At 69.8% G+C, this 11,399-nt stretch carries 9 protein-coding genes; 5 read left to right on the plus strand and 4 right to left on the minus strand.

The window, feature by feature from the left end:
* The first annotated feature begins 30 nt into the window (after positions 1-30).
* From KEG38_RS19925 to KEG38_RS19945, 5 genes are all read left to right on the plus strand, one after another.
* Positions 31-789 (plus strand): hypothetical protein, encoded by a 759-nt coding sequence (locus KEG38_RS19925; RefSeq protein ID WP_272421301.1) that lies wholly within the window; start codon positions 31-33, stop codon positions 787-789.
* A gap of 43 nt (positions 790-832) precedes the next feature.
* A complete protein-coding gene (locus KEG38_RS19930) occupies positions 833-2,338 on the plus strand; it encodes a hypothetical protein (RefSeq protein WP_272421302.1) in 1,506 nt (501 codons plus the stop codon).
* Positions 2,335-3,705 carry a hypothetical protein gene (locus KEG38_RS19935; protein ID WP_272421303.1) on the plus strand — a complete coding sequence of 457 codons (1,371 nt, stop codon included), beginning with the start codon at positions 2,335-2,337 and terminating at the stop codon, positions 3,703-3,705. The genes KEG38_RS19930 and KEG38_RS19935 overlap by 4 nt, the downstream gene beginning before the upstream one ends.
* 62 nt (positions 3,706-3,767) lie before the next feature.
* Positions 3,768-4,418 carry a DNA-3-methyladenine glycosylase family protein gene (locus tag KEG38_RS19940; protein ID WP_272421304.1) on the plus strand — a complete coding sequence of 217 codons (651 nt, stop codon included), beginning with the start codon at positions 3,768-3,770 and terminating at the stop codon, positions 4,416-4,418.
* A gap of 14 nt (positions 4,419-4,432) precedes the next feature.
* Positions 4,433-4,870 carry a hypothetical protein gene (locus tag KEG38_RS19945; RefSeq protein ID WP_272421305.1) on the plus strand — a complete coding sequence of 146 codons (438 nt, stop codon included), beginning with the start codon at positions 4,433-4,435 and terminating at the stop codon, positions 4,868-4,870.
* A 1-nt stretch (position 4,871) separates the two neighbouring features.
* On the opposite strand, the gene KEG38_RS19950 is transcribed toward KEG38_RS19945, so the two are convergent.
* The 4 genes from KEG38_RS19950 to KEG38_RS19965 form a co-directional block, all read right to left on the minus strand.
* Positions 4,872-6,698, minus strand: coding sequence for a putative bifunctional diguanylate cyclase/phosphodiesterase (locus tag KEG38_RS19950; RefSeq protein WP_272421306.1), 1,827 nt, complete (start codon positions 6,696-6,698; stop codon positions 4,872-4,874).
* 83 nt (positions 6,699-6,781) lie between these two features.
* A complete protein-coding gene (locus KEG38_RS19955; protein WP_272421307.1) occupies positions 6,782-8,773 on the minus strand; it encodes a serine/threonine protein kinase in 1,992 nt (663 codons plus the stop codon).
* A gap of 42 nt (positions 8,774-8,815) precedes the next feature.
* Positions 8,816-9,211, minus strand: coding sequence for an MAPEG family protein (locus KEG38_RS19960; RefSeq protein WP_272421308.1), 396 nt, complete (start codon positions 9,209-9,211; stop codon positions 8,816-8,818).
* A 68-nt stretch (positions 9,212-9,279) separates the two neighbouring features.
* Positions 9,280-11,385: an esterase/lipase family protein gene (locus tag KEG38_RS19965; protein WP_272421309.1), complete on the minus strand. Its 2,106-nt coding sequence runs from the start codon at positions 11,383-11,385 to the stop codon at positions 9,280-9,282.
* Positions 11,386-11,399 lie beyond the last annotated feature (14 nt).

Below are 11,399 nucleotides of genomic sequence, written 5' to 3' on the forward strand. Positions count from 1 at the left end.
CCCGCGGGGCGGTATCCATAGTCCCCTCCCATGTCGCAACCCTCCAAGCTCGTCGCGGATCGCGTCTCCATCAGCCGCACCGTGCTCGGCTCCTTGAACGAGCACACCTCCGAGATCGCCACGGAGCTCGAAATCGCGCTGTTCCCGGAGGGCCTGCCACGCGAAATCACCGTCGCCAGCTTCCTCCACGCGCTGCGTGACCTGCTCGCGCGCTCGACCGAGACGATGTTCGCCGCCGACCTCGCCCACGCGCGCGAGCTCGCGGACGACGACGCTCCGCGCGCGCTCGCCGAAGAGCGCGTCGAGGGCCTCAAAGCCCTGCTCCTCTCGCTCCGCACCACGCTCGCGAGCACCTATGGCGTGCCCGTCGCCGCCGCGTACGGCATCCCCTCGCAGATCCCCGACGATCCCGAGGTTCTTCTTCGCGTGGCGAGCACCGTCGAGCGCCTCCTTCGCGAGCGCCCGCTCGTCGAGCCGCCGAAGATCAAGAGCCTCGCCATCGCGCCGCTCGCCGTCGCGGAAGACCTCGGGCTCGCCATTGCGGACCTCCGGCGCGCGCTCGTCGACGTCGACCGCGAGCGACGCGAGGCCATCCTCTCGCAGAGCACGAAGAACCTGGCGATGGCCCGGTGGCTCTCGACGTACCAGGGCGTCACCGAGGCGGCCTGCGGCCTGTACGCGCTCGCGGGGCAAGCCGCGCTCGCCGAGGGGATCCGTCCGACGGCGCGCAGGCTCGCGGGTTTGCCCGAGGAGGAAGACGCCGCGCCCTCGACCGAACGGTCGCGCTGATCGCAGAGTAGCCACGCGCCCCCCGGTCGCTTATTCTGCTCGCGTGGCCGCCCTGCCGCTACGCACCGAGGGGACGCGCCCGCGCGAGCTCGGGGGAATTTCGCGCGGAAGGCTCGCGCGCGGGGCGTTTGTCTCGGCGATCGCCCTCGCCCTGTTCGTCCCGCGAAACGGCGGCGCCCAGCCAAAAAAGCCCGCCGCGCCGGCCCCGACGAACCCCGCGCAGACGAACCCGGCCCCGACGAACCCTCCGCCGGCCGCGCCGCGCCCGCCGCGTGCTTCCGTCGCCCGTGTGGCCGAATCCCTCGCCGCGGAGCTCGCGTCCGCTCCCATTCGCGCCCTCGTCGTCGCCGCGCCGCTCGTCTCCGATACGCCGGCGCCGCGCGGGGCCGAGCTCACGGCGCGCATCGCCTCGCTCCTCGCGGGTCGCCTCGGCGCGGGCAGCTCCGCGCACCCGAGCCCGCTCTCGCTCGCGGATGCACGCGTGGCGGCGCGCGGCGAGCGATCGTTCGTCCACCTCGTCGTCGAGATCCGCGGCGGCAAACTGCGCGTCACCGCTGACGTCTTCCCCGTCCCGCGCACCGTCTGGGCGCGCATTCGGGATCCCGAGCCGGGCCCGCTCGCGCACGCCTTCGCCGAGGCGCCGATCGACGCCGAGATTCGTAGCTTCCTCGAACCCGTGCCGCTCGCGAAAGCAAACGTCACGCGTGGCCAGAACTTCGAGTCCGACGTCGTGGCTCTCGCGTGTGGCGACCTCGACGGCGACGGCGCGCTCGAGATCCTGAGCACGAGCCGCCGCCGCGTGACCACGCTGCGGATCCGTGACGGCAAGGTTTTACCGCTGCGCTCGCGCTCCTGGTCGGATCTCTCGCCGCTGCACCCGTCGCCGCTGCGCGAGCCGATCGGCCTCGCAGGGCTCGTCGAGCAAAAGGACGAAGCGGGCGGCGTCAAACGGTTCGCGGACGTCGGCGTGACGGATCGCGCGAAGGCACTACGCCTCGACGCGGAGCTCGCGGTCGTCGCGCCCCTCGCGGGTTTGCCCGTCTCGGCGGGTGAGGCGAGCGGCTGCGCGCGTATCGCGTCGGGGTGGCTCACGGGCCCGCTCGTGCCTTGTTTGCCGGGAGAAACTGCGATCACGCCGGTCACGGCCGGCAACTTCGACGTGCTCGCCGCGGCCTCGCTCGTGACGCCGCGGGGCCAGCGTTTCACCGTGATCGCGGCGCGGAGCGATCGCGGCGCGGTCGAGGTGCGCGACGACGCGGGGCACGTCGAGACGATCACCGGCGCGGGCGCGCAGCTCGCGGTGGGGGATCTCGATCAGGACGGCGATCCGGAGATCTTGAGCGGGCTCGACGTGGCGAATGCTCTCGACGATGCGGTCGTCGTGCGCACCTGGGCGCGCGCGGCGGCGCGGGAGGCGGGGCGCGCGCGCGAGATCATGCGCTTGCCGGCGGCGGCGGGCGTGCGCGCGCTCGCGGTGTGCCCTCCCGATGGCCCGGGACGCGCGCCGTTCGTGGTCGCGACCGCGGACGAGATCTGGGTGGTGCGATGAGCGACGAAATGTTCGGCTCGGACAATCGTTTGTCCAGGCGCACGTTCCTCGGCGCCTCCTTGGCGAGCGCGCTCGTGGCCGCGACGCCCCCCGCCGCTGCGCTCGGCCGCACCCCGCACGGCGGCCGCTTCTCGCTGCACCTGCCCTGGCCCACGCGCACGATCGACCCGCACGACCTACGCGACCCGACTGCGGCCCTCTTCGGCGCGGCGATCGCCGATCCGCTTTTCGCCCTCGACACCGCGGGCCACCCGGTCCCGGCGCTCGCGCAATCGCTCCCTTCGAAGGAGGCGCTCGGCACGGTCGTGCGCTTGCGCGAGGGCCTGCGCACGGCGCGCAAGGAGACGCTCGGCGCGGCGGACGTGATCTTCTCGATCGAGCGCGCCCGCGGCCGGGGCGCGGCGGCGGTGCTCGCGGAGGTCCCGAAGCCCACGCCTTACCCGAAGGATCCGCTTGCGGTGGTGTTTGGCACGACCGACCCGCACAAGCTCGCCCGCGCGCTTGCTTCCCCGCTCGTCTCGGTGGTGCCGCAAAAATTCGATCCGAGCGCGCCGGACGGGACGGGGGCATTCCGCGCGGAATGCGGCGACCGTGGGCTCGTGCTCTCCAAGAATGGATTCGCGGCGCGTGGCTCGGCGTTCCTCGACGGGATCGAGGTCGCGCGCGCGGACGACCTCGCGACGTCGTTACGACGATTCGAGGCGGAGCGGGACGACGTGGGCTGGCTCGGGCTCGGCTTGCACGGCGAGCGCAAAGGCGCAGTCCGATTCGACCTCGGCCGTGCTGCGTGGATCGTCTTGCAGATCGGCCCCCAGGCCGGAAGCTACGGCGCGCCGTCGGTCGCGCAGCGGCTCGTGGACGCGGTTCCGCCGGAGCGTTTGTCGCATCTCGGGCTCGGGCCGTTGCCGCCGGCCCATGGGGATCCGGGTTGGGGCGGGCCGCCTTCGGAGCTGTTGGTGGACGAAGCATCGGCGCATCTCGTCGAGGTGGCGCGAACGCTCGCGCCGATCTTGTCGAGGCCCGGGCACGAGGTGACGGCCACGACGCTCCCGCGCGTGGAGCTCGGCCGGCGCCGCGCGCGGGGGCAGGTGGCGCTTTCGATCGATATCGTACGACCGTCGCAGCCGGGGCCGCTCGGTGCATTGTTATCGCTGGCGACGGCGGACGACGCGGCGCGGGCGAAGGAGCTCGCGATGAAGCCGCCGAAGCTTGCGCCGAATGCATCTGCGCGGGCGCTGACGCATAGCCTGCGGGTGGGCGTGCTCGGGGAGCTTCGGGTGGCGGGAGGATTGATGCCGGAGCTCGTGCTCGCGAGGGGCGGGGATGGGTGGGATCTGGGGGCGAGTTTTCGGAGGCGAGGGAAATGAAGAACGGATCTTCCGCGACACACCACGACAAACAACCTCTTCCTCGGTAAGATCACCGCTCCATGACCCCGACCGCCCCCGACCCCCACGCCGAGGCCCTCCGCTTCCTCTCCGCCGCCGATCCTCGCCTCGCCGAGCTCATCCATTCCGTTGGCCCGTGTCGTCTCGGCTCCGCCGCCCAGACGAGCGGGCCTTTTCATACGCCCGGGTTTTTCGAGGCCATCGTCGAGTCGATCGTCAGCCAGCAGCTCTCCGTGAAGGCTTCCGATACCATTTTCGGCCGCGTCCTCGCCCTCGGCGGAGGAAAACTCCTCCCGCCCGCCGAGCTCCTCCGCGTGGAGGAGCAGGCGCTCCGGACCTGCGGTTTGTCGGGGTCCAAGGTCAAGTTCATCCGGGACCTTTGCGAAAAACTCCTCGATGGCACGCTCGTGCTCGACGAGCTGCCCGCGCTCGACGACGAGGCCGTGATCGAGCACCTGCGGCGCGTCAAAGGCATCGGGCGCTGGACCGCGGAGATGTTCTTGATCTTCCGCCTCGGCCGGCCCGACGTGCTCCCCGTCGCGGATCTCGGTATCCAGAAGGGAATGAAAAAGCTCCACGGACTCCGGAAGGATCCGACGCCCGAGCGAATGATCAAGCTCGCGCGGCCCTGGAGGCCTTATCGTTCGGTTGCTTGCTGGTACCTCTGGAGACTTCACGAGACCAAAAAATGAAGGTGAGACCCACCATGGCTTTTCTTACGAAGATTCCTCTGCGCGGCCTCATGGCCATGACAGCCGGCCTGCTTCTGTTCGTGGCCTGCAGCGACGAGGGCGGGAGCGCTTCGGATGGTGGCGGCGGCACGGGCGGCTCGCTCGCGGGCGCGAAGAAGCGCTGTGGGCAGGACGTGGGGTGTCAGCCCGGCGAGACGTGCAAGCTCAACTTCATCGAATGGGGCTACGAATGCTCCTGCGAGGCTGGCAAGCTCGTCTGCGATTCCTGGGCCAGCGCCGCCGGCCCGCCCGCCGCGCCGCCCACGGATCCCGGGATCGAATGCGTCGATTCGTATTGCCAGGACAACAACCTCGCCTCGTCGTGCTCCTTCGCGAGCGCCACGTGCAACTACGAGGTCATGTGCAACCTGGGGACGGGAATGACCGAGTCGGTCACGGGCGAGTGCCCGTAGATCATTTCCCGTCCGGCAAGGCCAGCGTCGCCAGGACGTCGCCGATCGGCTTCGGTTTTCCGTAGAGCCAGCCCTGGGCATAATGAATGCCCATGTTCGAGAGCATCTCCGCCATCGGCTGCGTCTCGACCGATTCGGCCACGGTCTCGATCCCCAGCATCCCGCCGATGCGCTGCACGCTCTCCACGATCGCCCGGTGGAGCGGGCTGTCCAGCATGCTCCGCACGAACATGCCGTCGATCTTCACGTAATCGACCGGCAAGCTCTCCAGGTACCCGTACGACGCGTGCCCGCTGCCGAAATCGTCGATCGCGAACCGGCAGCCCATCGCCCCGAGCTCCTGCATCATCCAGAGCACCTCCTGCAGGTTCGCGAACGCCGCCGTCTCCGTGATCTCGAAGCAGATCTTCGTCGCCGGCACCTTGTACTTGCCGAGCTGCTCGACGAGGAAATCGAGCAGCCCCTCGCGCAGGAGCGAGAGCGCCGAGAGGTTGATCGCGCACGTGTGCAGGTGCTTCAGGTGCTCCTTCGGCAGCGAGCCGAGCGTCGCCAGCGTCCTCGACACGACGTACCGATCGATCTCGTCCATCATGCGGCTGTCCTCGGCCGCCTGGATGATCCCGACCGGCGATTCGAGCTGCCCTTCGTCGCCGACCACGCGCACGAGGACCTCGAAATGCAGGCCCCTTCGCTTCGTCGGCGGCAGCGCGTGGATCTCCTGCGCGAAGAGGCGCAGCCGCCCGTCCGCGAGGTGGCGCTGGATGCTGGCGACCCACTGCATGGCGCGCCGGCTCCGCGCCATGTCCTGGTCGTCGTTCATGTAGATCTGCAGGCGCCCGCGGCCGCTGTCCTTCGCCAAGCGGCAGGCCTGATCCGCGGCCCCGAGCACCTCGGCCGCGCGGTGGAACTCGGCGCCGAACGGCACGAGGCCCATGCTCGCCTCGACCGGGAACGTCTTCTTCTGCCAGCCGAAGCGGAACTCGTGCAGCGTCCGCTGGAGCTTGCGCACGACCTGCTCGGCTTCGAGCGTGTCCCGCCCATGGAGCAGCACCACGAACTCGTCGCCGCCGATCCGACCCGCCGCGTCCTGCGGCCCCATGATCTCGTGCAGGCGCGTCGCCACCCACTGGAGGAGGTCGTCGCCCGCGTCGTGGCCGCACGTCGTGTTGACCAGCCGGAACCGATCGAGGTCGAAGTACACGAGCGCGTGCCGCACGCCGCGCTCACGGCTCTGCGCGAGCGCTTGCTCGATGCGCTCGGCGAAGGCGTGGCGGTTCAAGAGACCCGTCAGCGCGTCGTAGCGCGCTTGCCGCGCGATCTGGAGCGAGAGGAGCTGCTCGACGTTCGCGTCGCGGAAGACCACGAGTTTGCCCGCGCGCCCGGTCGCGCCCTCGCTCGCGGTCGAGATGCCCGTCGCGTGGCGGATGGCCACGATCTGCCCGTCTTTCCGCTCGAGCAACGCGGTTTGCCCGAGCATGCCCGTCGGGAGCGGGCCGACCGACGAGCCCTCGGACGGGAACGGCGTCGGGGGCGATGCGGGCCGCACGCGGAAGACTTCGTCGAGCTGCGCGCCGCGCCTCTCCTCGAAGCTCTCGCCCGTGAGGCGCTCGGCGGTCGCGTTCATGCGCACGAGGCGGCCCTCGGCGTCGGCTTCCAGGATCGCCACGCCGAGCTCCGACAAGCTCGCGTCGAGCCCGAAGAGCGGCGCTTTCGGCAGCCACGAGCGGGTACGCCACTCGCGCGTGTCCCGGCGCTCCTCCTCGTCGTCCTCTACGAGGTCTGCCTCGATCTCCTCGGGCAGATCGTCTTTCGTATCTGAGCTCGTCACGTTGGCCAATACTACCTATAGCGAAAGCCTAGCGTTTCGTCGCCCGCCAAATTCCGAGCGTGGCAGGCCGCCCGTGGCCGCCGTCATTGCTTCACTTCGAACTCGACCTTGGTCACCTTGAACTCGGGCGCGCGTAGCTCCTTGGATCGCGTGGAGCCCGTGGGCATGCGGCAGAAGATGCGTTGCTTTCCCGTCTCCACGATCGCGTCGACCGGCGTCACACCGTAGTACACGCCATTGACGGTGACCTTGCAGATACCTCCCTTGGCACGGATCAGGAGTCGCCCGTGGCCCTTCGGGATCGGCTTCCACCCCGAGGGGCGCGGCGCCTGCGTTGCGCTCGGGGCGGCCGCCGCTTCGTCCGCGAGGATTTCGATCGGCGTTTCGTCCGGGACTGCAGCGGCCATCTCGTCCGGCGTGAGCGCCGTGCCCGCCGCCGTGGCCGCTCCCGCCGAATCGGGCGATGTCGCCTCGGGCGGAGACGCGGCCGCCTCGGGATCGGGCGAGCGGCGCGACGCGATGAGCACGATCGCGACCAAGAGACCCACGACGAGCACGCCGATCACGGCCGCTTGCACCTGCCGGGTTCGTCGGGACGCACGCGGGTCGAGCGGGTTCGGGGGCTCGCGCTCCGGCGCGGCGGCGCCCGGCGGCGCAGGGAAGGGCGCGGCCGCGGGCGGCTCCTGGAACGGGGCGCCGAGCGGCGCGGCCGAGGCGTCCGCGGGCGGCTGCGGCGTGGCCGCCTCCGGGAACGTCGGCATCGAGACGGGCGGCGCGGTGGGGCCTCCCGGCACGAGCGGCGGAGGTGCGTCCGGACCAACCACGGGCACGGGCGGCGTCGTCGTGGAGGCCAAGGTCTGCGGTGCGGACAAACCTGGCGAAGAGATCGGCGGCGCCGACAAACCGGGGGAGGACGTCGGCGCAGCCGGCGCGAACTGCGGCGCCGAAGGACTTCGCGAGGAGTTCGGTGCAGCCGGCACCCCTGGGGGGTGTGGGGAGCGCAGTGCAGCCTCCGGCTGCGTGAGCCCCCCAAAACCTCGCGAGGACGCCGGGGCAGGGGACGTGAACTGCGGCGCCGACAGACCCGGTGACGAAGACGGCGCAGGTGGCACGCCGCCCATCGGCGGTGCCACGGGCAGCGGCGTACCCAGCGCGTTCACGCTCGGAAGCGAGCCGCGCGCGCCCTCCGGCGGGCTCGGGGGCGCGGGCGCCGCTGGCATGCCGCGACCACTCGCGACCGACTGGAACGCCTCGGCGAGCTCGCGTATCGACTGGAACCGATCGTCGGGATTTCTCGCCAGCGCCCGCTGGAAGAACGCGTCGATCGCGGGCGGCAGCTCCGGCACGATCGAGGTCGCCGGTGGCAGGCGCGCGGAAAAGACCTGCACCATCACCTCGGCGAGCGTGTCGCCGGGGAAGGGGATCTTGCCCGTCAGCGCGCGGTAGAGCACGACGCCGACGGACCAGAGATCGCTGCGCACGTCGGTCTTCTTCGAGCTCCGGAGCTGCTCGGGGCTCATGTAATGCGGCGAGCCCATGAGCTCGCTGGTCTTCGTGGCCTCGCCGAGGGACATGTCCGTCTCCTTGGCGATGCCGAAGTCGAGGATCTTCACGACCTCGACCTCGTCGTCGTCGTCCCGCGCGAGGAAGACGTTGCCCGGCTTGAGATCGCGATGGACGATGCCCGCCTCGTGTGCCTTGCGCAGGCCGCGGCTCATCTGCTGCACGATCTGCGCGAGCGCCGCGAGCGAGAGCCGGCCGTGCGAGTGGATGCGCTCCTCCAGGCTCTCGCCGCGGAGGAGCTCCATCACGAGGTACGGCGTCTCGTTCTCGATGCCGTAGTCCTGGACCGCGACGACGTTCGGGTGGCGGAGGTGCGCCGCCGAGCGCGCCTCACGTTCGAAGCGCGCGCGCGCGGCCTGGGACGCGGTCGACTCGGTGGAGATGAACTTGATCGCGACGTCGGTCTGCAGCGTGACGTGCCGCCCGACCCACACCGAGCCCATGCCCCCGGACGCGAGCGGCCGCTCTAGGCGGTATCGGCCCGCGATCACGGTCCCCGGCGCAAGTAGCATCGAACTCTCCGGCCCTCCTCGACGCGGCTCCGCCGGAGCCTATCACAGGAGGGTCGTGATCACGCCGTAGATCGATCCGATGAGCAGGCCCATGTTGCCGAGCATCGTGATCCCGAAGCCAGGCCCGCGCTTCTCCGCGGCCTGGTAGTAGCCCCACGCGAAGACGATCCGGCCGAGGATCCACACGGCGCCGAGCCCCGCGGCGATCTTGGGGCTCGTGATCAGGGCACACATCCACAGGCTCGGGAGAAACAGGATGATCTGCTCGACGGTGTTCTGCTGCACCCGCAGCACGCGCTCGAAATCGGCGTTCCCGGAGGTCTGGGGCGCCGGGACGTTGAATTTCGTGCGGGCGCGGCCGACGTTGATCGTGAGCACGAAATACGTCACGAGGGCGACAATCGTCACCAATGCGGGCAGGGCGAGGTCTTTGGACATGGCGCGTTGTACCGCGGCGCGGGCCTCGGGGGAAAGCCCCGCGCGGGCCCGCGCCGCGTGCGTCGGGATCACTTGTCGAAGACGGCCCCGATCTTCTCCCAGACGGCCGGCGCGACGCCGACCTCGAGGTGCCCAAACGGAACACCTTCCTGCTTCGAGCGGGAGGCCTTCGCATCGGCCGACCAGCCTTGCGTGAGCTGATCCTGCGCGGCGATGCTCACGTCGAAGAGCACGCCGTCGCCTTTCGGATCGCAGGTGGGGCACTCCATGCCGTCGATCTCGAAGATCGTGCCGGGCGCGCCGGGCTTCTGGCCGTGCACCACGTAGAGGGAATCGAGGTCGGGGCTCAGACCGTGGTTCTTCAATCGCTCGATGAAGTTGCCGCCCATTTCCATGACGGCCTCGATACCGACGCCGTCCATGAGCGTGTACGTCGCGTACCCGAACGAATAATCCTCGGCGTGCGTCGTATCGTAATACGCGTGCTTCGCCTTGCAGGGCGAGGTTTGCGGCTCGTAGGCGGTGGCGCGGCAGGTGATGTGCGCGTCGTCGTCCTCGATCCACCCACCGGTGCCCCACGCCCCGGCCGGGTTGTAGCCGAGCTTGTAGACGCTCACCCAGTCGCGCCACTTCGACTCGTCGGTGTCGAGCTCGGACCAATCGTACGAGACCGGATCATCCTGGCGGTTCGGCAAGGGGTAGAAACTGCGCAGGTCGTAGGCCGTCTGGAGCTGCCCGAGGTAGGCCGAGACATACGCGCCGGACTCGTCGAGCGAGCCCCACATCGCGTGGTTGTACTGATCGAAATCGAAGTCCGCGCCGCTCACGCCTTCGGCTGCGTTCAGGGCTTCGAGGCTCATCGCGGAGACGGGTTTGCCCTCGGCGTCGAGGCCCGTGATGTTCGAGGTGTAGATGCGCGTCCAGAAATCGGGCCACGTCGCGCCGCGGTTCTCGCAGGCCGAGTAGGCGTAGGGGTTCGGGAAGATCGAGTTCGGCCCCGAGGCATATCCGAACGTCACGCATTGCACGGCGCTCATCCATCCCCAGGTCACCGGGCCCTGGCCGATCGGCGCGGCGTCGGGCGTGCTGTAGATGATGAGGTTGTTGAACGGGTGGCGGAAGTTCAGGTCGATGCCGAGGTGCGGGCCGGAGAGCGCGACGTACGTGCGCACGTCCTTGCGGAAGGCGGGCACGTTCTTCGCAGAGTCCGCGGCGACGCGCTCGAAATGTTTTGAGCCCCAATCCTTCCAGCTCGAAACATTCGAGAGGTAGAGGTCGGCCGAGAGGACGCCTTTGCTCCAGGCCACGATGTCGACCTTGGGCTGGCCCACGAGCGCGGAGACGCGGCGGATCACGTTCGCCAGGTTCGTCGCCTGGTTGAAGTTGTCGCCGTGGAACGTGCCGAACGTGAGCGCGTACGTGCAATGCCCGCGCTCCTCGAGCCATTGCACGAAGCCCGTCTTCTGCGCCGTGCCCGGGTACGCGCTCCCCGCGCCGTCGTCGCCGCCGGGCAGGAGCCAGACGTTGCCGTTTTGCATGGCGCCGTGCACGAGCAAGACGGGCGTCTTCGTCTTGTCACAGGAGAGCGACGCCGTCTTCGGACCGTGGTGCAAAAGGACGAACCGCGCCTCGGGGCGCATCGGCCCCTTCTTGCCGCAGGCCGGCGCGCCCGATTTCCCCACCTCGCCGGCGCACGCGTCCTTGTAATGGATGTTGAAGCCGTCGACGAGCTGTTGATTGAGCGCGCCGAAATACGTCTTCAGCTTGTACGTGTCGTCCTCGAACGTGTCCTCCCAGCGGAGCTTCTGCGTGCGGACGTTGTAACCCTCCGTGCGGTAACGCTGAAGCCCCTCGACGAGCTCGATCTTGCCCCAGGACCAGGACGGCGGGGTGATCTCGCCGACGACGCGGTAATCGTCGACGTACGCGCCGGCCGCGGGCGGATCGAAATAAGCGTCGTACGCCGGGTCGAATGCATCCGCAGAGGGATACGGCACGCTGCCGCCTTCTCCGCCCGCGCCGCCCGCGCCGCCCGCGCCCGAGCCGCCGGGCCCATTCCCGCCCGATGCGCCCTGGCCTCCCTGGCCACCGGTCGCCTCGGGATCCGGAGTCGGGCCGCAGGCCGCCGCCAGAAGCAAAACAAGCACGCCTACGGAAACCTCACGCAATGCCATGGCAAACCTCCACC

Source organism: Polyangium jinanense, from assembly GCF_028435265.1.
GTDB lineage: Bacteria > Myxococcota_A > Polyangia > Polyangiales > Polyangiaceae > Polyangium > Polyangium jinanense.

What these genes read in the sequence shown, in the direction of transcription:
- KEG38_RS19925 (WP_272421301.1), top strand. Translation starts at nt 31, where the DNA reads ATGTCGCAACCCTCCAAGCTCGTCGCGGATCGCGTCTCCATCAGCCGC.
- KEG38_RS19935 (WP_272421303.1), top strand. Translation starts at nt 2,335, where the DNA reads ATGAGCGACGAAATGTTCGGCTCGGACAATCGTTTGTCCAGGCGCACG.
- KEG38_RS19940 (WP_272421304.1), top strand. Translation starts at nt 3,768, where the DNA reads ATGACCCCGACCGCCCCCGACCCCCACGCCGAGGCCCTCCGCTTCCTC.
- KEG38_RS19945 (WP_272421305.1), top strand. Translation starts at nt 4,433, where the DNA reads ATGGCTTTTCTTACGAAGATTCCTCTGCGCGGCCTCATGGCCATGACA.
- KEG38_RS19955 (WP_272421307.1), bottom strand. Translation starts at nt 8,773, where the DNA reads ATGCTACTTGCGCCGGGGACCGTGATCGCGGGCCGATACCGCCTAGAG.
- KEG38_RS19960 (WP_272421308.1), bottom strand. Translation starts at nt 9,211, where the DNA reads ATGTCCAAAGACCTCGCCCTGCCCGCATTGGTGACGATTGTCGCCCTC.
- KEG38_RS19965 (WP_272421309.1), bottom strand. Translation starts at nt 11,385, where the DNA reads ATGGCATTGCGTGAGGTTTCCGTAGGCGTGCTTGTTTTGCTTCTGGCG.